Genomic DNA, 20,665 nt, shown 5'->3' with positions numbered 1-20,665 from the left:
TCGGAGGAGAAACATGACAGACTCTATCATTTACTGCATGGTACCAAAAGCATACTGGGAAAAGTGGATGGACAAGGATCACTATTTACCGCGCGATTACGAGCAGGAAGGCTTTATTCACGCGACAAAAGGGGACGAGCTGCTTGAAAAGGTAGCAAACCGCGTCTACGCACAGTTTGACGAGGAGTTGTATGTACTCGTTGTCGATGAAGCGAAAACGACTTCGGAAGTCAAATACGAGGCTGCGAAGGATGGATTGCTGTATCCGCACATCTATGGACCGCTGAATCAAGATGCAATCGTAGATATGAAGCAAATGAATCGGATAGACGGCCAGTGGCGTCTGGGAACGTCCATCCGCTAATCGCTACCAGTTAAACCATTTAAGTAGCGCAAGCACTTCTTGACGCTTGGCCTCAGGTAGCTTGTCAAGTCTGCGCAAGAGAAGATCGATTCGCATGCGCTGTTCCACTTCGGATTCAGGTGCCTTTTGCCCCTTTACCCATTGTCGTTTCAGGCGGACAGGATCGATATCAGAGATGATCCGAAGCAGCTTTCTTTCCAACAAATCTAAGGAAGCCATAGGTGAAACCCTCTTTTTCGTTTAATCCGTGTTTCTTCTATTATAACACGGGTACATAAAGAAACCATGATTGGCGCACAATGGTAAAGGTGTAGAATATAACCCTTTGTAGGAGGCGTATCGATTATGGCGAAGCCGGATGACCGTTCTGACAACGCAGAAAAGCTCCAACAGATGATTTCCAATACGGAAGTGAACATTCGTGAGTCCGAAGATTATCTGACGGCTCATGCTGGAGAGATTTCTGCAGAGGAAAAAGCAACCCTCGAAGCGAAAAATGAGCGTCGTGAAGAAAGCATCGAGGGATTTCGCGCGGAAATCAAGGATGAATCTTCGCAGGCATAACCTTTCAACCAAACGTCTGGCGCCAACTTTGCGTCAGACGTTTTTTCATTCTCTCGGGCAAAAGTGCAACAAAACATGATTTGTTTTGCGAAACATGGTAATCTGTAAGGGTACAAATTGAATAAGAGGAGAAAGACTTATGAAGCGACCAGAAGATACACGCGTCGTTGTCGGCATGTCTGGCGGAGTCGACTCCTCCGTGACGGCTTACCTGCTTAAGCAACAGGGATATGACGTCATCGGCATCTTCATGAAAAACTGGGATGATACCGATGAATTCGGCCACTGCACGGCGGAAGAAGACTTCCAGGATGTCCGGCGCGTCTGTGAACAGATCGGCATTCCATATTACACGGTAAACTTTGAAAAAGAATACATGGACAAGGTATTCCAGTATTTTTTGGATGAATATAAACGAGGACGCACACCGAATCCGGATGTCATGTGCAACCGTGAAATCAAGTTTGGTGAGCTTCTTGCCAAGGTGATGGATCTAGGGGCGGATTATATTGCTACCGGCCATTACGCGCAGGTCAAGTACATCGATGGCGAGTACAAGCTGATTCGTGGTGCTGACAACAACAAGGACCAGACTTACTTCTTGAATGTATTGGGCCAAGAACAGCTATCCAAAACGATGTTCCCCATTGGTCATCTTCCAAAACCTCAAGTAAGGGAGATCGCAGAAAAAGCGGGACTCTATACAGCGAAAAAGAAGGATAGCACAGGGATTTGCTTTATTGGCGAACGCAACTTCCGTGAGTTCCTGCAAAACTATTTGCCTGCCAAACCAGGAAATATCGAGACCGTAGATGGAGCAGTCATCGGTACGCACGACGGACTGATGTACTATACACTGGGTCAACGACAAGGCTTGGGGATAGGTGGAGGTCATGGCACAAGCGGACAACCTTGGTTTGTTGTAGACAAGGATCTGGAACGGAATGTCCTGATCGTTGGCGAAGGCTCTGATCATATCCGTCTGTACTCGAAGAGTCTCCTGTCGACCAACGTTAGCTGGGTGAGTGATAAGAAACCATCCGAAACGTTTACTTGTACAGCCAAATTCCGTTATCGCCAGCCAGATCAGGGAGTAACTGTTCACCTGCTCGAGGATGGCAACGTAGAAGTTGTATTTGATCAGCCGCAAAAAGCAGTGACACCTGGTCAGGCTGTTGTTTTCTACGATGGAGAAGTATGCTTGGGTGGAGGTACGATTGACAAGGTACGCTTAGTCGATAAAGAGAACTAAGATAGACGGGGGAAGCACTCGGTGGATGCTACGAAAAAATCAAAAGTGATTATCGTTTCGTTTTTGGCGGGAGCGGTTCTCTTGGCGATCATCTCTTATTTCGGGATGGCCTCCATGGGTAAAGAGCATATGGCGACGATCCAAAACGTCATCAAGGAGAACGGCGGGATTGTAAACGCGGATGGAGTGACAGCGGTTCCGCTGGAGGAAAGTCCTTTTCCCAACGGCGGAAAAGGCAATACTATCTACCGAATCTACTATACAAAAGATGGGCAAACGTTGACGGCTTGGTATCGTGCTGATAACGAATCCTCCATTAAGAAAGAGCCGGAAGCATGGATTCTGCCGTAAAAACAAGGATAAACCTGACTGGGAGAGTGAAGGCATCACATGACCCAATATGCTGGACTGCGTGAGCTGGCTGAACTGATTCGAAGACTCGAGCCAGAGTTAGCGGGTGCACAATTAAGTATTCTTGCTCATGAAAATAAAGAGGAAATCGCAACAATGCTAGTGGAAGGACTCGGGACGAAGGTTCCTGTCCAACACAGCTCCGGCGAATATGCGAATCATTTGGCGATTTTGCGTGTAGGAGCGAACAAGTACACCTTTGCGCAGGACTGGAGAGAAGTGTACATCAGTGAAGTAAATTACTGCGCGTGTCGCATACCTCCAGGGGCCCATGGATTGTTGGTTCACCATATCGATTATCCAGGCGTGATTTATGATGTCTCACGAAAACTGGCCGAGTATCAAATCAATGTTTCCAAGTTGAATGTATCGCGCGAGCAAAAAGGGAAGAATGCCCTGCTTATCTCTGTGACTGATGAAGAGATTACACCGACGATTGTATCCGCCATCGAAGAGCTGCCCCAAATCACCAAAGTGTTATCTCTCCAGTAAGCGAATCATGCTAAACAAAAACTGCCCGTTTTTAGCGGGCAGTTTTTTTCGTAGCGAATTTGAGTCCTTGGCTAATGAGGACTGGTAAAACGGACGAATGATTTTCGTCAGCAAATTCTTTAAAGGAAGCTTTGATTTGACCGTTGCCCATGGAGGACAATCGTTCGACCAGCGCCAGAGATTTTTCTTTGACCAAGAATCGCCCATCGTTTTCCAGCTCCCCAATGGTGAGGAGCGCATGAACGTCGAGGTCATCTGTCAGCAGCTTCGGCAATTGACTCTCCTTCGCAAGCAGGACACTCTCATTCCAATGAATCGAGGGACTCCCAGCTATATAACGTTGAAAAGCATGTGGTTTGGTCAAAAGTACATGCAAAACAAACAACCCGCCTAGCGAATGTCCAAAAATCGCTTGCTGCGTCCGATCGACGGGGAAGTCGTTTTCGATGCTGGGCTTGAGCTCCTCCTCCAAAAAGGTGAGGAACTGCTCCGCTCCTCCCATCTGAGGCCACTCTGCACCTTTTGGGTTGCCAGGAAGCTCTGAGAAGGGAACTTCATACGTGTAATCAAAGAAACGGGCAGGATGGTACGGTCCGTCCGTTGGATACCCAATCCCGACGACGATAGCAGGATACACGCCAGTTCGTTCAGGGCCACGTGATTGTTTCCGTATCGCTTCGGTCATGGTGGCAAAAACAGAGTTGCCATCTAGCAAATATATGACGGGAAAGCCTGATTCCGGAGGGGGATCGGCAGGTACACTTACGAAAATGTGATAGTCTCGTTCTTGATAAGTCATGATTTTACTGTAAGAACGAGGAATGACGACCGGTTGATAGTCGGTGCTTTTCATGACGGCTACTCTCCAATCTCTCCAAGGCTAACCAACACGCACAAAATCTATTATATGAACGGGAACCAGAGATTGGCAATAGCCGAAAAAGGAGAATAGTTAGTTTTCGAAAAGAGCCCATACTGAGCTTGACTCCTACGATATATTGAGGTAAAGTAAGTTTTACCAACTACATATTGATGCGGTAAGGTGTTTACCAGCTAGATTTGGTAGACTTAATAGGGAAGTCGGTGAGAATCCGACGCGGTCCCGCCACTGTAATGAGAGAGTTCCATTTACGAGTGAATGCCACTGATCTTGAAGGATCGGGAAGGTGTAAATGGAGCGATGATCCAAAAGCCAGGAGACCTGCCTAACCGCTTGCACTGTTTACCCTACGGGAGATAGGGAAGTGTTCGAGCGCTCAATTCGCATTGGCGAATTGCTAGATGGAAGTCATCACGCGCATTCGGCATGTAAACGTCGGATGCGCTTTTACTTTGGCTAAATAACATACATACAGAGTAAAAATAGTAGGATAGGATGAGGGACATGCTAATCGCTTACGATTCAAAAACAGGAAACGTCCGAAGATTCGTCAATAAAATTAATTTGCCACATGTGGAAATTGATCAAGATATGGTGCTGGACGAGCCATTCATTTTGATCACATACACGACAGGATTCGGACAAGTGCCGGAGAAGGTGGCGACGTTCCTGAAGCGAAATCATGTCCATCTGCGCGGAGTATCCGCTAGCGGCAACCGCAACTGGGGAGCCAGCTTCGCCAGAAGCGCGGATACGATCGCGAGCCAATATGGCGTTCCGGTAATTTCAAAATTTGAACTGTCCGGTACCGGCCGGGATGTGGAACAATTTACGAGTGGGGTGGCAGCAATTGCGGCATATTGAATTGAACAACGAACTGATGCAGCGTGGCAACGACGGATTTTATCAACTGGAAAAGGATCGGGAAGCGGTTGCGGTCTTCATGGAAGAAGTGCAGTCCAATACGATGACTTTTGGCAGTGTCAAAGAACGCATGGACTATTTGATCGAGAATGACTTCTATGAAAACGTCTATGAAACATACACTGTTGAGCAGGTCGATGAAGTTTTTCGTTTGGCCTATGACGCTGATTTTCAATTTGCTTCGTACATGGCTATCTCCAAATTTTATAAAGATTACGCTTTGAAAACGAACGATAAATCGATGTACTTGGAGCAGTATCCAGACCGGGTGGCCGTTGTGGCACTGTCCCTTGGACAAGGTGACTTTGAGCTCGCCAAGCGTTTAACAGTCTCCATGATGGATCAACGCTTGCAGCCGGCGACACCTACCTTCCTGAACGCAGGCAAAAGCCGCCGTGGAGAAATGGTCTCCTGCTTCTTGCTAGAAATGGATGACTCACTGAACTCCATCAACTTTATTTTGGGAACTTGTATGCAGCTATCCAAAATTGGCGGCGGTGTAGCGGTGAACCTGTCCAAGCTTCGCGGACGAGGAGAGCCGATCAAAGGCGTCGAGGGCGCAGCAAAAGGTGTCATGCCAGTTCTCAAGCTGCTGGAAGATGCGTTTTCCTACGCAGATCAAATGGGGCAGCGCAAAGGCTCAGGTGCAGCATATTACAACATCTTCGGCTGGGATATCAACGAGTTTCTCGATTGCAAAAAGATCAATGCAGATGAAAAGGCACGCATCAAAACGTTGTCCATCGGCCTGATTGTACCAAACGTTTTCTACAAGCTGGCTGAGGAAAACAAGCCATTGACTGTGTTTGCTCCATACTCCGTGTACAAAGAATACGGCGTGCATCTGGATGATATGGACCTTGATGAGATGTACGAGGAGCTATTGGCAAACGATCGCATTAAGAAAAAGACCGTGATGAGCGCACGCGAGATGCTGACCAAAATCGCGATGATCCAAATGGAATCGGGCTATCCGTACATCATGAACAAAACGAATGCGAACAACAACCATGCGCTGAAAGATCTCGGTTCGGTGAAAATGTCCAACCTGTGCACGGAAATCTTCCAGCTACAGGAGACTTCCACGATTACCAATTACGGCGAGATGGATATCATTCGTCGCGATATTAGCTGCAATTTGGCATCACTCAATATTGTCAACGTGATGGAACGCAAAATGATCCGTGAATCCGTCCACGAAGGAATCGAAGCCATTACAGCCGTGAGTTATATGACGCGTGTAGAAAACGCTCCAGGCGTTCAAAAGGCAAATCGCGAGCTGCACTCAGTAGGTCTCGGTGCGATGAACCTTAACGGTTATCTGGCAAAGAACAAAATCGCTTATGAGAGTGAAGAGGCGAAGGATTTCGCTCGTACGTTTTTCATGATGATGAACTTCTACTCCTTGGAAAAAAGCATGGAAATTGCCAAGGAAACAGGCAAGACCTTCTTGGGCTTTGAACAATCGGAATATGCAAAAGGCACTTATTTTAACAAGTACGTGACGAACGATTATAGCCCGCGAACGGAAAAAGCAAAGCTTCTCTTCGAAGGAATGCACATTCCGACGCCAGAGGATTGGGCGCAACTAAAGCAAAAGGTGCAAAAGCATGGCGTTTACCATGCGTACCGTTTGGCAATTGCACCGACACAGAGCATTTCCTATATTCAGAATGCGACTTCTAGCGTGATGCCAATCGTTGAGCATATCGAAACGAGAACGTATGCCAACTCTACGACGTATTACCCGATGCCATACTTGTCGCAGGAAAACTATTTTTACTACAAATCGGCGTATGTAATCGATCAATTCAAAGTGATTGATCTGATTGCCGAAATTCAAGAGCACATTGACCAAGGAATTTCGACCGTGCTGCACGTGAACAGCAATATTTCAACCAGAGAACTGGCTCGCTATTACATTTACGCAGCGAAAAAAGGTCTGAAGTCACTCTACTATACGCGTACGAAGCATTTAACTGTAGAAGAGTGCATTAGCTGCGCAGTTTAGTGAACTCGATTCATATAAGGAAAAGCATCAAGCAAAAAGAGAAGAGGAACGCCATATGAAAGCAGTCAATTGGAACAGGCCGGACGACGATTTTACGATGACGTTTTGGAATCAAAACATCATGCAGTTCTGGACGGATGATGAGATTCCGCTGTCAGATGACAAGATGGCCTGGATGGAGCTTAGTGAGACTGAACGGGACACGTATAAAAAAGTATTAGGCGGTCTTACCTTGCTGGATACGGTTCAGGGTGGAGTAGGGATGCCGAAGATCATGGAGCATGTCGATGGATTGCAAAGAAAAGCAGTTCTCGCCTTCATGGGTATGATGGAGCAAATCCATGCCAAATCGTACAGCAGTATTTTTACAACGCTGGCATCGACAGAAGAGATTGACGGTATTTTTTCGTGGGTAGAAAACAATCCACATCTGCAAAAGAAAGCGGCCCTCATCTCGAAGCGCTATCAAGAAATTGAGAAACCGAAAGACTTGTACATGGCGATGGTAGCGTCCGTCTTCCTGGAAAGCTATCTGTTTTACAGCGGCTTCTTTTATCCGCTCTATTTGGCGGGTCAAGGAAAGATGACAAGCAGCGGGGAAATTATCGACCTGATTGTTCGCGATGAGAGTATCCATGGACTCTATGTCGGCGTTCTCGCACAAGAAGTCTATCAGGGTCTAAGTGTGGTCGAGCAGACCGCAGCAAAAGAGGAGCTGTATGCTCTTTTGCATGAGCTGCAAGAAAATGAAGAGGCCTATACGACTTCGTTGTATACGGAAATCGGATTGGCTGACGAGGTTCATGCGTACGTGCGCTACAACGCGAACAAGGCATTGATGAATCTGGGGCTGGATCCGCTATTCCCAGAGGAAGAAGTGAACCCGATCGTACTGAACGGTATTCGTACGCAGACGAAGCAGCATGACTTCTTCTCGAAAAAAGGAAATGGCTATGTCCGCACCCTGAACGTAGAACCGTTGACCGACGATGATTTTAGATTTTAATATGACATAAAATGGATTTTGTGTTACTGTATGAACAGTATGCTGCCCTGCTCGTTTATTGGGGCACTTCACAGAACCATGACAATTTCATAGGAGTGGGAACAGGTTCTTTGGTCATCAAGATCGACCAAGGATGAAAAGGGAAGTCGGTGAGAATCCGACACGGTCCCGCCACTGTATGAGGGGAGTCGGTACATTTATTAGCCACTGATCCAAACGGATTGGGAAGGCATGTGCAGATGATGATCCCAAAGTCAGGAGACCTGCCTGTTTCGACGACACTGCTTAACCTACGGGAGATAGGGAGGTGTTAGGATGCTGTGATCTCAGTGCTTATTTGGCATTTCTAACGTTCTTTTTGATCGTTGGAGATGCCTTTTTTTATTGGGCGGATTCAAGTCAAGATCGGATGAAGAATGGAGAGGAAGCTCATGAAAAGCAGCAATTTGGGATATCCACGGATCGGGAAGAACCGCGAGTGGAAAAAGGCATTGGAAGCATTTTGGGCTGGCACCATCGATGAGGCAAGCCTGGTCCAGCAAATGGAGCAAATCCGTCACCAAAACCTGTTGCGTCAGCAGGAAAAAGGGGTCGAGCTGATCCCTGTGGGTGACTTTACGTACTATGATCACATGCTGGATATGGCTGTGATGTTTGGAATGGTCCCCAAGCGTTATGAGTACGAGGGAGGCCCGGTATCATTAGCCACATACTTCGCCATGGCTCGGGGTTCGAAGGAAGCTGTCGCCAGCGAAATGACGAAATGGTTTAACACGAACTACCATTATATCGTCCCGGAATTCGGTGAACGACAACCAGCCATAACCGAGAACAAGCCTCTCCAGGCATACTTGGAGGCCAAAGAAAAGTTCGGCATCATCGGAAAGCCTGTTATTGTAGGCCCATATACGTTTGTCAAATTGTCCAAAGGATATGAGAAAAACGAATTTGAGATCGTCGTGGATCAACTCGTTCCGCTCTACATAGACGTTCTCCGGGAGTTGGAGCTGCACGGCGTGGAATGGGTGCAAATCGATGAGCCTGCATTTGTACTGGATGTCTCGGAGCATGATCGCGCCATCATCAAACGTATCTATGCGCAAATCGGTCAAGCGCTACCGCATCTACAGTGCATGCTGCAAACCTATTTTGAAGCGGTGGATTGGTACGAGGAGCTGGTTTCCTTACCGGTAAAGGGAATCGGTCTTGATTTTGTACACGGAGAGAAGCGCAATCTGGCCAATCTGAAAAGACACGGGTTTTCAGCAGATAAGATTCTCGCAGCGGGAATCATCGACGGTCGAAACATATGGCGTGCGTCCATTGAGGAGAAATGGGAGCTGGTCAAAGAAATTTCCGAGATCGTTCCACTCGAAAAGCTGTGGCTGCAGCCGTCCAGCAGTTTGTTGCACGTACCTGTAACGGTTGAAGCAGAGATCGACTTGCCAGAGGAAGTCATTCCTGTATTGGCGTTTTCCGACGAAAAGTTGGAGGAAGTACAGCTCTTAGTTAAAGGATTCCGATATGGTAAGTATGTCATTTCGAAAGAGATCGCCCAAAATGAAGCGGATTTACTCAAGCTGGCACTATCTCCAGCGAGGAATCGTCAAGAAGTGAAGAATGCTTTACGTCAAATCGCTGCTGCAAAATCTGAAAGAAGTGTTCCTTATCTCGAACGTCGAGAGATTCAACAAAATACGTGGAAGTTGCCACTGTTGCCAACTACCACAATCGGGAGCTTCCCGCAGACGGCAGAGGTTCGCCAAGCCCGACAGCAGTTTAAAAAAGGGAACTGGACAGTGGAGCAATACGATGCTTTCATTCAGGCGCAAATCAAGGAATGGATTGAAATACAAGAAGAGCTCGGTCTGGATGTCCTCGTCCATGGTGAGTTCGAACGAACCGATATGGTTGAATATTTTGGCGAAAAGCTCGATGGCTTTTTGTTCACGAAAAACGGCTGGGTGCAGTCGTATGGCTCGCGCTGCGTGAAGCCACCTATTATTTACGGAGATGTGGAGTTTGTGGCACCGATGACGGTCAAGGAAAGTGTGTATGCAAAATCATTGACCGCCAAACCAATGAAGGGCATGTTAACAGGTCCAGCAACCATTCTGAATTGGTCGTTTGCCCGAGTCGATATCTCCGGGCAAGAAGTGTGCGAACAAATCGCCTTGGCATTGCGGAAAGAAGTAGAAGCCTTGGAAGAAGCGGGGATTCTCATGATTCAAGTCGATGAACCAGCACTGCGCGAAGGGCTTCCGCTCAAAAAAGAAGAGCAGGCCGCTTATCTCGAATGGGCTGTCAGAGCGTTTCGTCTAGCGACCTTTACCGTTGCGCCGAGCACCCAGATTCATACACATATGTGCTATTGCGAATTCCATGATTTCATGGATGTCATCAGCGCACTCGATGCCGATGTGATTTCGATTGAAACTTCACGCAGTCACGGAGAGCTCGTGTCTATGTTCGAAACAAGTACGTATGACAAAGGCATCGGGCTCGGCGTATACGATATCCATAGCCCTCGCGTTCCTGCTGTCTCAGAAATGGAAGATATGGTAGCACGAGGTGTACAAGTACTTCCATCGGATCAATTTTGGATCAACCCGGATTGCGGGCTGAAGACGAGAGGAAGAGAAGAAACCGTTCACTCATTACGAAACATGGTTGCGGCAACGAAGGCGATTCGGAGTCGTTTGACAGCCCAGTAGGGAAGGTGCACACGATGAGAGGAGCCACACAAATGATGACAGAAGCGCGACCGATCCAACAATCGAGAAGCTTTTTGACTGATCTCGTCTTGCCACCGGATACCAATCATCACCATACCATTTTCGGCGGGAAAGTCATGGCATATGTAGACAAGATCGCCTGCATCGCAGCCATGCGACATTGCCGTAAGCCTGTTGTCACTGCGTCCAGCGACTCCTTCGATTTTCTCGCGCCAATCAAGACAGGGGAAGCGATTAACCTAGAGGCATATGTCACCTGGACTCATAAGACATCGATGGAAGTATTCGTGAGAGTGGAGTCGGAGAACTTGTTGACGGGGGAAAAACGCATGACAGCACGCGCGTATCTCACGATGATCGCCCTCGACGATCAAGGAAAGCCGACGAGCGTACCTGGTGTCATTCCTGATACAGAAGAAGAGCGCATACAGTATGAAAAAGCGAAGGAACGTCATGTATTGAGAAGGAAGCGGAAGGTAGAGATGTAAGGAGAACACCCTGCTACAGAGAAGCCTCCGGTAAACTTGCTTGCGACAGGTTACCGGAGGCTTCCTTATTTTATTCGCATACATACCCATTTTCAAAAATTCATCCCTCGCCGTAGCCTTTATCCGTCCAAAGGTACGCGGTGAGCCAGTGTACAAAAAGAGACAAAAGGAGACAAAACGAGACAGGTGTCCACTTTTGTTCCCCGCAAAAAGTAAAGCGGTTACAAAAAACGGCAATGTGACCTGCTTCGGAGGTTGGCATACTTTTTGCGATATCCATTGTGTCAAAGGCTAGACCTCAATAAAACATGTTCGAGGAGGAGACACGTAAATGACGAAAGTGGATCAGCAAGTCAAAGGGATTCCGTTGTCCCGCGAAAAGGCCGCTTGGATGTACCAAAAAATGCTGGAGATCCGGAAGTTCGAGGACAAGGTGCACGACCTGTTCGGCCAAGGGAAAATCCCCGGTTTCGTTCATTTATACGCGGGGGAGGAGGCCATCGCGGTCGGGCTTTGCGCGCACCTGGACGACAGCGACACCATTACCAGCACGCATCGCGGGCACGGACACTGCATTGCAAAGGGGTGCGATCTGAATGGAATGATGGCGGAAATTTACGGCAGAGCCACCGGACTTTGCAAAGGGAAGGGAGGCTCCATGCACATTGCGGATTTGGACAAAGGAATGCTCGGGGCAAACGGCATTGTCGGGGGAGGCTATCCGCTTGCTTGCGGAGCCGCTTTGACTGCCAAGTACAAGCAGACAGGCGCTGTAAGCGTATGTTTCTTTGGAGACGGAGCGAACAACCAGGGTACGTTCCATGAGGGGATCAACCTGGCAGCCATTTGGAAGCTGCCAGCCGTGTTTGTAGCTGAGAACAACGGATATGGGGAAGCCACGCCGTTCTCGTACGCCTCCAGCTGCAAAACCATTGCGGACCGTGCGATCGCCTACAACATTCCTGGCATCCGAGTGGATGGCAAGGATGTGCTTGCCGTTTATCAGGCTGCACAGGAAGCGATCGAGCGTGCCCGCCGGGGAGAGGGGCCGACTCTGATCGAGTGCGTGACGTACCGCAACTACGGCCACTTTGAGGGCGACGCTCAGAAATACAAAAAAGAAGAAGAGAAGAAGGCGCATCTGTCGGAAATAGACGCCATTAGGAAATTCCGGAACGATCTGCTCTCTGGAAAGCTGTTTACGGAAAATGAGCTGGATGAAATCGAAGCTGCGGTTGACAAGGCGGTCGAGGAAGCAGTCGCGTTTTCGGAAAATAGTCCGTACCCGGAGCCGTCCGAGCTGCTGACAGACGTATACGTATCGTACTGAAAAAACGATAGCAAAGGGGGAAGGGAACATGACAAAAAAAATGACCATGTCGCAGGCAATCAACGAGGCGATGAAACTCGCGATGCGCAGAGATGAAAACGTGATTTTGATGGGCGAGGACGTAGCTGGCGGGGCACAGGTCGACCATTTGCAGGATGAAGAGGCATGGGGAGGCGTTCTCGGAGTAACGAAAGGCCTCGTTCAGGAGTTCGGCCGAGAGCGGGTGCTGGATACCCCGATTACCGAAGCGGGCTATATCGGGGCGGCGATGGCTGCTGCGGCCACTGGTCTTCGCCCGATTGCGGAATTGATGTTCAACGATTTCATCGGGAGCTGCCTGGATCAGGTGTTAAACCAGGGGGCCAAGTTCCGGTACATGTTTGGGGGCAAAGCACAGGTGCCGGTTACAATCCGCACGACACACGGCGCCGGATTCCGGGCGGCGGCGCAGCATTCGCAAAGCCTTTATGCGCTATTCACGGCCATTCCGGGCATCAAAGTGGTGGTTCCGTCCACACCTGCTGACGCGAAAGGGCTGCTGCTGGCATCCATCGAGGACAATGACCCCGTAATCTTCTTTGAGGACAAGACGCTATACAACATGACAGGGGAGGTGCCAGACGGTTATTACACAATTCCGATCGGCAAGGCGGACATCAAGCGTGCAGGTTCGGATTTGACGATCGTCGCGGTCGGTAAACAAGTGCATACAGCCTTGGAGGCGGCGGAGCAGCTCGCCAGGAAAGGAATTGAAACGGAGGTCGTCGATCCGCGTAGCCTGTCGCCGCTCGATGAGGATGCGATCTTGGGGTCCGTTCAAAAGACGAATCGGCTGATTGTCATCGACGAGGCGAATCCACGCTGCAGCATTGCGACCGACATCGCGGCCTTGGTCGCGGATAAAGGCTTCGACAGTCTGGATGCGCCAATCAAGCGGATTACGGCACCGCATACCCCGGTTCCGTTCTCGCCTGTGCTGGAGGACCTGTATTTACCGACGCCGCAAATGGTGATTCAAGTGGTATCCGAACTGCTTGGCGATAAATCGCTGTTGAGCGTCTGATTCAGAAAGATAGAAGAAAACGGAGGGAAAACCGATGGCAGTCGAGGTGCTCATGCCGAAGATGGGAATGGCGATGAAAGAAGGAACGGTTTCCCATTGGAACAAACAAGTCGGAGATCTGGTATCCAAAGGAGAAGTGATCGCTAGCATCAGCTCGGAAAAAATCGAGGCGGATCTGGAAGCACCGGCGAACGGCGTTTTGTTGAAAATCGTTGTTTCGGAATGGGAGGGTGTGCCGCCTGGAACGGTCATTGGATATATTGGTCATCCAAACGAGCAAATCGCGGAGGAAACGGCTGCAACGGCGACGTTCGAGACGGCTGCTCCCGATAAAAAGCCGGAGGAGCCCGTGGCTTCGGCGAAGTCGGCCACGATAGCGGCAAGTCCGGCGAATGCGAAAGAAGTGAAAATTTCCCCGGTCGCGCGCAAGTTGGCCGAGGCGGCCGGGCTCCCCATGGAATCTCTCATCGGCACGGGACCGGTGGGCAGGATCACAAAGGAAGACGTAGAAAAGGCGATCGCTGACCGGGAGGCGAAGCAGGCGGTAGCAAGGGAGGATGATCAGCCACCTGCCGTTGCCGTGGAGGAAACGATAGAGCAATTGCCTGTCACAGGCATGCGGAAAGTGATCGCTTCCCGGATGATGGCCAGTTTGCAGGAAAGCGCCCAGCTTACGATCACCACTCGGGCAGATGTTACGGACTTGATCGCTTTGCAAAAGAAAATGAACGAAGTCACTCAAAAAGAGCACGACATGAAGCTGACCCTAACCGATCTCATTGCGAGGGCGACGGTTCTCGCTCTCCAAAGGCACAAGCAAATAAACAGCGCCTATATCGATGACCGGATTCATCGGTACGGGCACGTTCATCTAGGAATAGCCGTGGCGCTCGAACAAGGGCTGGTAGTTCCGGTCGTTCGGTACGCGGAATCAACATCGGTGCTGGATCTCTCCCGCCGGATCAAAGCGCTGGCTGCACAGGCGCGGGAAGGGACGCTCGGCATGGAAGAAATGCAAGGGTCTACCTTCTCCATCACGAACCTTGGGGCATACGAAATTGATTTCTTTACGCCGGTGCTGAATCCGCCGGAGGCAGGCATTCTCGGCGTAGGGGCCGTGCAGGAAACGCCTGTCTTCATCGGTGAGGAAGTGCAGCGGCGGAGCATTCTCCCGCTCAGCCTGACGTTCGATCATCGTGTACTGGACGGAGCACCGGCAGCCGAATTTTTGCACACGCTGAGAAAATACCTGGAAGAGCCGTACCGGATGCTCTTGTGAAGGACGTGATGAGATGAGTGCGATTGCAGTGATCGGAGGGGGACCTGCCGGCTACGTTGCGGCGATTGCCGCCGCTCAAAAGGGCAAGCAGGTCACCCTGATCGAGCAGCGGGTGTTGGGTGGGACCTGTCTGAACGAAGGATGTATGCCAACCAAATCACTCCTGGAGTCCGCCGAGATGGCCGAGAAAATAAAGCATGCGGGCCGTTTCGGTATTCGCGTGCCTGAACAGGAAGTATCGATTGATTGGCCGGGAGTGCAGAGCTACAAAAACAACATCGTGCAGCAGCTCGTCATGGGAATCGGATTTCTCATGAGAAAAAACAAAATCAAGGTGCTTACGGGCAAGGCTCGTTTTGTCAGCCAACGCCAAATAGTAGTGGAGAAGGATCAGGGAGAAGAAATCGTTGAAGCCGATAAAATCATCATCGCTGCGGGATCGGAGCCGATTGAGCTACCGTTTGCGCCGTTTGACGGTCGCTGGATCATCCACAGCGGACACGCGATATCGCTTTCGGCGATTCCCGAGACATTGCTGATCATCGGCGGAGGCGTCATCGGATGCGAGTTTGCTAGCATTTACAGTCGCATGGGGTGCGACGTGACAGTGATTGAAATGGCGGATCAGCTTCTCCCCGGCGAAGATGCGGATATTGCGGGTGTTCTGCAAGATCAGCTGGAACGAACCGGGGTGAAGATCTTGACCTCCACGTCGTTGACATCGGTCGACCAGCAGACGAAAACCGTTCGTTTCAAGAGCCCGGATGGTAGCGGGGAAGTCGCAGCAGAGATCGTGCTGGTTGCCGTCGGAAGGATGCCGCGGACGGCTGAACTGCAACTTGATCGGGCGGGTGTAGCATTCGGCAAGCAAGGTATTTCCGTAAACGGGCATATGCAAACGAACGTGCCACATATTTACGCATGCGGGGATGTTGTCGGGGGCATCCAGCTCGCCCATGTCGCTTTTCATGAGGGAACGGTAGCAGCCTTGCACGCGTGCGGTCTGGACGCCAAAGCCAATTATCGGGCTGTACCGAGGTGCATCTACACGTCGCCGGAAATCGCTGGTGTCGGCCTCACCGAGAAGCAAGCCAGATCGCGGTACGGAGACGTGCGAATCGGAGAATTCTCGTTTTCCGTTAATGGCAAGGCAATGATTCTCGGTGAAGCGATCGGAAAGGTGAAGGTCATCACGGAACCGGAATACAACGAAATACTGGGTGTGTCCATCGTAGGTCCGCGTGCGACGGAGCTGATCGGGCAAGGAACGGTCATGATCCACGGGGAAATGACGGCGGATATGATGGAAACGTTCATTTCTGCCCACCCGACGTTGTCAGAAGCCGTTCACGAAGCTCTGCTGTCTGCCATCGGTCACGCCGTGCACGCATGAAGCATCGGCCCAATCAAAAGCCCCCTGGAACCCAGGGGGAATTTTGATTTGCGGCCATTGTAAACGCTGCCATTATTGATTAGAATTTAGACAAAGAGAGACGACCTCGCATACATTCTGGCAGGAGTTACTTCAGGCGAGTTACTGAGGGAGGGAATGTATCTTGTTTGAATTCGCATTAAGTTCGCAGATGTGGAAGCGGTTCGTTCAGGAAGGCGTACTGGATTCTTCCCGGATTCACCAATCCATCATCGAATCCTGGTATCGCTCCCGGAACGCCCAAGTCAGCCCGTACTTGGATCGGGGAAGGCACATTCTGAGCGGGGAATCTCTTAGGCACCAACAGCAAAAGAATGCTTTGCTTATGGACGTCGCTGCCCCTTTTCTCGAAAAAATGGATCGAATCGCAAGCGAAATGGGAATGATCGCGCTTTTAATCGATCCGGAAGGCTACGTGCTCTGGATGAAGGGAAGCAAAAATGTCCGGAAGGTAGCTGAAAAAATACGATTCGTAGAGGGCGTGCGCTGGACGGAAGCCGAGATGGGGACAAATGCAATTGGTACGGCGTTGTCGCTGGGGCAGCCGATTATGGTAACCGGCTCGGAGCACTATTCCATAGCTTCCCATGGTTGGAGCTGTGCTGCCGCTCCAATACGCAGCGATGACGGGGAGGTCCTGGGTATCCTCGACGTTTCGTGCCCGGTCGATCGAGCGCATCCATACATGCTGGGGATTGTCACCCAGGCCGCATACACGCTGGAGAAAGAAGTGAAGATCCGCTCTCATCGTGATGAGATGGAATTGATTCAGGGTTCGATGGAAGTACTGGAAAAGGAACAGCCGCTCATCATTTGCACCCCACGTCAAAACATTGTCGCGGCGAGCAGGTTGATTCGTCAGAACATTCCGAACTGGCGCGGAATGCGTGCCGAAGAAATATACATACGCGGGTACCGAAATCGGATGGAAGTGCCGATTTACTCTGCGGAGCACGGTGGTTTCATCGGCAAATGTATCTATCTTCTGAATGCAGAGGAGCAACGGGAAAGGCAGACCGTCTATCAGGACAAGGGTTCCGCCAAGCCGTTTCGGTTCCTCGGCGAGGCTGGCACAAGCCGTGTATTTCGAAAGACGCTGGAAGAGCTTGAGCGGGTAGCTTCCGCGGACATCAATGTCTTTATCCTGGGCGAGACTGGCACCGGAAAAGAAGTGATCGCCCGTTCGATTCATGAGAACAGCAAGCGGGCAAGCGGGCCGTACGTTGCGGTGAACTGCGGCGCGATCCCGAGAGAGCTGCTAGAGAGCGAACTATTCGGTTATGTGGAAGGGGCGTTCAGCGGGGCGAAGCGAACCGGAGCGAAGGGGAAATTCCAACTTGCTCACCAAGGAACTATTTTCTTGGACGAAATTGGGGAAATCCCGCACTCCATGCAGGTGGCACTGCTCCGTGTCTTGCAGGAACGTAAAATTACTCCGCTGGGCGGCAGCCAAGAGATACCCGTCGATTTTCGCGTGATTGCAGCCACGCACCGCAATATCCATCGACTGGTCAAAGAAGGTAAGTTCCGAGAAGACCTTTTTTATCGTCTGTACGTATATCCCGTGCATGTTCCGGTACTCAAGCAGAGGGCAGAAGACATCCCGCACCTCGTTCAGCATTACTGCGAAAAGCATGACTGGGATGCTGTTTTCCCTCCAGAATTCTTTGCTGCGCTGATGGATTACACCTGGCCAGGAAACATTCGCGAGCTTATGAATGTGCTGGATAAATTGCGGATTCTTTCTATGAACAGATGCGACGACCTCTTGCATCTTCTGCATTCCTTGCTTTATCAAAACGCAGAGCTGAGCAAAAGCGTCTCCTCCAGTCTTAGCTTTTCTGAACAGAGGATGGAGGAACACCGGGCTTCTCTTTCGTTTCGCGATAAGATATTGCAGCAGCAAATGGTCGAGGCGCTGCAAAAGACGAACGGGAATGTGTCGAAAGCAGCAAAACTTCTGGGAATCCCCAGAAGTACGTTCTACAAACGAATGCATCGGTTTGAAGAAACGGCAAAACCCCCTCGCAGTTGACGGTGTCTGAGGGGAGCACTACAGGATAAGTCTTCCTCTCTGCCAACAGAGAAAATGGAAGAGTAGGTACGCGAGCTTTTCAAGGGATACTAAGACAGTAAATCAGCACTTTTTTTAATCGGGCTGATTTTTTAGACTTAAACAATTGGCATCAACCTGGGTCAGACAGAACGGGCATAGCATTGAGGGGGGATAACTTCTCAAAGCGAAAATTGCGCATAATTCTAGTATGTGTAAGTAATAGATCCGGTTTCATTTAGAATTTATGTTACCTCAGTGCGCACCAAGAAGATGACGGCTGGTTTTATTTTGATGTTTGCAATGTAGAGTGGTTACTTAACACGTCCTCGCCGATTAACAGCGAGGACGTGTTTTTTTAAAGGGGTAAGGGATTATCTGAAAATAATGGAATAATATGTGACACAAACAATTGCCCCTCCGTCTTACCATTGGAGGATAGGTCAAATCGAACTTATCCGCAAATCTGAACACTTTTTGGAGGTGCCCTATGAAACTCAATCCATCCATGATGACGGTTATAGCGGCGTGCTTACTTGCCTCTGCACCTGCATGGACTACCCATCAACCAACGGTACAAGCTGCAAGCAATGTGAAAATGGAAGAGTCTCAAAAAAATGATTATTCCCAAGATGTTCAGAATTCTCTGGACAAGCTACTTGAGGCGATTCCAGAGTTGAAAGAGTATAGGCTAATTAATAAACATTATAAGGAAGACAGCTTTCGCCGTTATCCGGCACCGATCTGGATCTTGAAATTCACCAACATGCCAAAAACTGCTGAAAAAGAAGATTATGACGCATACTCATCCGTTAGGCTTGAGCTGGATGCGCATACGGGCCGACTGCTCTTCATGGATATCCGGAATCCGGCATGGGCTTCAGCCAATTACCCGGAAGAAAAACTTGCCCGAGACAAGGCTGCAACTTTTATCGAGGACTTATTCGGTACGGAAGCAAAACAGTTGAAAGCCGAACAAAAACTCGGCAGAGGAAAAGCAGGATCAGGTGACGGGAAAGGCAACAAGCTGGAATGGGCCTACACCACCATCGACTACCACTCTCTCATCAATAACCTCCCTCTGACTAGCAACTCTCTCTCCGTATCCGTTGATCATGCTGGTCATATTATTAGCTACGAAGCGTATGATTTCATCGATCCTAGTAAAGTGAACTGGCCTGATCCGAAAAAAGCGATAACACTTGAGGAAGCTAGCAAAATCTATAAGGACAAGCTTAAGATGGAGCTGGTATACGTATCGGATCAGCCGATTTCCTATGCTCAAAATGGAAAACCGGCGGATAAGAAACCGATGCTTATTTATCAACTGAATACCATTGGTTGGATCGATGCTCTAACCGGCAAAGTTATAGGGGAAGAAGCCGAACTGGCAGGAGAGAGTGTTAATGTAAAAGGAGAAGGGAAAAGCATCAAAATAGCTTCCCGCGAACAAGGAGAGAAATGGCTGAAAACACAGTTTGGTATTGATGTGTCTGGTGCGACCTTTGAATATGATGATCACAAGGACAATCTTTTAGAAGGAGTTCAGACAATCGAATCCTATCGTTGGATGAACGATTCAAATAAAGGTACCCCTGCATTTGAGCTGGTTAGCCTTACGACAGATGAACAGAGTGATCAGCTCATCGACTTCGATCTGAATTTTCCAGACGAACGAAAAACAGAGCAGAAAATCAGTGTAGAGGAAGCGAAGAAAAAAGCGATTGCAGCACTCGTACCTTATCTTGACCAGGAGTTAACGGAGCTATCGCTTATCGTAGAGACTCCTGAAGAAGATATTCCGGAGTGGGTAGACAAGAACAAGCTAAATAAGGAAGAGGATAAAGAGTATTCATTCAATTTTCTTGGAAAACGCAACGGGATCGAAGTATCTGACGAGTCTTATATGGTGGGTGTAGACAAGGCAACGGGTACGATTACAGAGTTAAACCTCCACCCTCTCAACCCGGGCATTACCCTTCCAGATTCCAAGAAGATTGTAAGTGGAGCAGAAGCAAAAGACACGATCCAACAAGAAATTGACTTGGAACTGGTCTACGTGTGGGAGCAGTATGATGGTCAAAGAGCCCCCGAACCGCAGTTGGTCTATCAGCGCAAATGGAAGAATGGCTATAGCTTTATCGATGCTTCGACAGGGGAGCTCGTCAAGGTGTCCCGCCAATAAATGACGTAACAGCCGATTTGCTCTTGCAGCAATATCGGCCTTTTTGGGTGCGCCTAACATGGGCGTCGTCTCAAGGGTGAACAGCGTGAGGTGGAATCTAATGAAAGGCAAGGTACATATAACCAATTTGATGCTAGGATAGTCGGATGAGCCTTCCAAATTAGACGGACATTGGTCATTGCCGGGATCAGATTAT

18 protein-coding genes and 2 riboswitches are annotated in these 20,665 nt (G+C 49.5%); of the genes, 16 read left to right on the top strand and 2 right to left on the bottom strand.

Features of this window, described 5'->3' with window-relative positions:
- The first annotated feature begins 13 nt into the window (after window positions 1-13).
- Window positions 14-364 carry a DUF952 domain-containing protein gene (locus C7R94_RS09695; protein ID WP_106780458.1) on the top strand — a complete coding sequence of 117 codons (351 nt, stop codon included), beginning with the start codon at window positions 14-16 and terminating at the stop codon, window positions 362-364.
- A gap of 3 nt (window positions 365-367) precedes the next feature.
- Here the strand turns inward: C7R94_RS09695 and C7R94_RS09690 are convergent, their stop codons facing one another.
- Window positions 368-583 (bottom strand): hypothetical protein, encoded by a 216-nt coding sequence (locus C7R94_RS09690; RefSeq protein WP_106780456.1) that lies wholly within the window; start codon window positions 581-583, stop codon window positions 368-370.
- A 126-nt stretch (window positions 584-709) separates the two neighbouring features.
- Between C7R94_RS09690 and tlp the strand changes: the two genes are divergently transcribed.
- From tlp to C7R94_RS09670, 4 genes are all read left to right on the top strand, one after another.
- Window positions 710-928 carry a small acid-soluble spore protein Tlp gene (gene tlp, locus C7R94_RS09685; protein WP_106780453.1) on the top strand — a complete coding sequence of 73 codons (219 nt, stop codon included), beginning with the start codon at window positions 710-712 and terminating at the stop codon, window positions 926-928.
- 139 nt (window positions 929-1,067) lie between these two features.
- A complete protein-coding gene (gene mnmA / locus C7R94_RS09680) occupies window positions 1,068-2,180 on the top strand; it encodes a tRNA 2-thiouridine(34) synthase MnmA (protein WP_106780451.1) in 1,113 nt (370 codons plus the stop codon).
- Between the two features lie 21 nt (window positions 2,181-2,201).
- Window positions 2,202-2,531 (top strand): hypothetical protein, encoded by a 330-nt coding sequence (locus C7R94_RS09675; RefSeq protein WP_106780449.1) that lies wholly within the window; start codon window positions 2,202-2,204, stop codon window positions 2,529-2,531.
- A 39-nt stretch (window positions 2,532-2,570) separates the two neighbouring features.
- Window positions 2,571-3,083 (top strand): ACT domain-containing protein, encoded by a 513-nt coding sequence (locus C7R94_RS09670; protein WP_047067363.1) that lies wholly within the window; start codon window positions 2,571-2,573, stop codon window positions 3,081-3,083.
- Between the two features lie 31 nt (window positions 3,084-3,114).
- Here C7R94_RS09670 and C7R94_RS09665 read toward each other — a convergent pair whose 3' ends face one another.
- A complete protein-coding gene (locus C7R94_RS09665) occupies window positions 3,115-3,936 on the bottom strand; it encodes an alpha/beta hydrolase (protein ID WP_106780447.1) in 822 nt (273 codons plus the stop codon).
- Between the two features lie 170 nt (window positions 3,937-4,106).
- Window positions 4,107-4,306, top strand: a riboswitch (cobalamin riboswitch).
- A 161-nt stretch (window positions 4,307-4,467) separates the two neighbouring features.
- Here C7R94_RS09665 and nrdI point away from each other — a divergent pair.
- The 11 genes from nrdI to C7R94_RS09610 all read left to right on the top strand — a co-directional run bounded on the left by nrdI (window position 4,468) and on the right by C7R94_RS09610 (window position 20,469).
- On the top strand, window positions 4,468-4,827 hold the full coding sequence (nrdI, locus tag C7R94_RS09660) for a class Ib ribonucleoside-diphosphate reductase assembly flavoprotein NrdI (RefSeq protein WP_106780445.1): 360 nt from the start codon (window positions 4,468-4,470) through the stop codon (window positions 4,825-4,827).
- Window positions 4,814-6,898, top strand: a complete 2,085-nt coding sequence (gene nrdE / locus C7R94_RS09655; RefSeq protein WP_106780442.1) for a class 1b ribonucleoside-diphosphate reductase subunit alpha — start codon at window positions 4,814-4,816, stop codon at window positions 6,896-6,898. The genes nrdI and nrdE overlap by 14 nt, the downstream gene beginning before the upstream one ends.
- A gap of 55 nt (window positions 6,899-6,953) precedes the next feature.
- Complete coding sequence (gene nrdF, locus C7R94_RS09650; protein ID WP_106780440.1) at window positions 6,954-7,904, top strand: class 1b ribonucleoside-diphosphate reductase subunit beta; 951 nt, start codon at window positions 6,954-6,956, stop codon at window positions 7,902-7,904.
- A gap of 86 nt (window positions 7,905-7,990) precedes the next feature.
- Window positions 7,991-8,189, top strand: a riboswitch (cobalamin riboswitch).
- A 146-nt stretch (window positions 8,190-8,335) separates the two neighbouring features.
- Entirely contained in the window at window positions 8,336-10,618 is a 2,283-nt protein-coding gene (gene metE / locus C7R94_RS09645; RefSeq protein WP_106780438.1) for a 5-methyltetrahydropteroyltriglutamate--homocysteine S-methyltransferase, read from the top strand.
- A gap of 14 nt (window positions 10,619-10,632) precedes the next feature.
- Window positions 10,633-11,127, top strand: coding sequence for an acyl-CoA thioesterase (locus C7R94_RS09640; RefSeq protein WP_106780435.1), 495 nt, complete (start codon window positions 10,633-10,635; stop codon window positions 11,125-11,127).
- 331 nt (window positions 11,128-11,458) lie between these two features.
- Window positions 11,459-12,457: a thiamine pyrophosphate-dependent dehydrogenase E1 component subunit alpha gene (locus tag C7R94_RS09635; protein ID WP_047067350.1), complete on the top strand. Its 999-nt coding sequence runs from the start codon at window positions 11,459-11,461 to the stop codon at window positions 12,455-12,457.
- Window positions 12,458-12,485: 28 nt separating this feature from the next.
- Entirely contained in the window at window positions 12,486-13,520 is a 1,035-nt protein-coding gene (locus C7R94_RS09630; RefSeq protein WP_106780433.1) for an alpha-ketoacid dehydrogenase subunit beta, read from the top strand.
- A gap of 34 nt (window positions 13,521-13,554) precedes the next feature.
- A complete protein-coding gene (locus C7R94_RS09625; protein ID WP_106780430.1) occupies window positions 13,555-14,799 on the top strand; it encodes a dihydrolipoamide acetyltransferase family protein in 1,245 nt (414 codons plus the stop codon).
- Between the two features lie 13 nt (window positions 14,800-14,812).
- The gene (lpdA, locus tag C7R94_RS09620) at window positions 14,813-16,192 is read left to right on the top strand and encodes a dihydrolipoyl dehydrogenase (RefSeq protein WP_106780427.1); all 1,380 of its coding nucleotides are present in this window, start codon (window positions 14,813-14,815) and stop codon (window positions 16,190-16,192) included.
- Between the two features lie 190 nt (window positions 16,193-16,382).
- Window positions 16,383-18,266 (top strand): sigma-54-dependent Fis family transcriptional regulator, encoded by a 1,884-nt coding sequence (locus tag C7R94_RS09615; protein ID WP_146142797.1) that lies wholly within the window; start codon window positions 16,383-16,385, stop codon window positions 18,264-18,266.
- 508 nt (window positions 18,267-18,774) lie between these two features.
- Entirely contained in the window at window positions 18,775-20,469 is a 1,695-nt protein-coding gene (locus C7R94_RS09610; RefSeq protein WP_106780421.1) for a YcdB/YcdC domain-containing protein, read from the top strand.
- The last annotated feature ends 196 nt before the right edge of the window (window positions 20,470-20,665 follow it).

Source organism: Brevibacillus sp. NRRL NRS-603, assembly GCF_003013445.1.
In the GTDB taxonomy this organism is placed as follows: Bacteria; Bacillota; Bacilli; order Brevibacillales; family Brevibacillaceae; genus Brevibacillus; species Brevibacillus formosus.
This window is presented reverse-complemented; position numbering and strand designations above follow the sequence as displayed.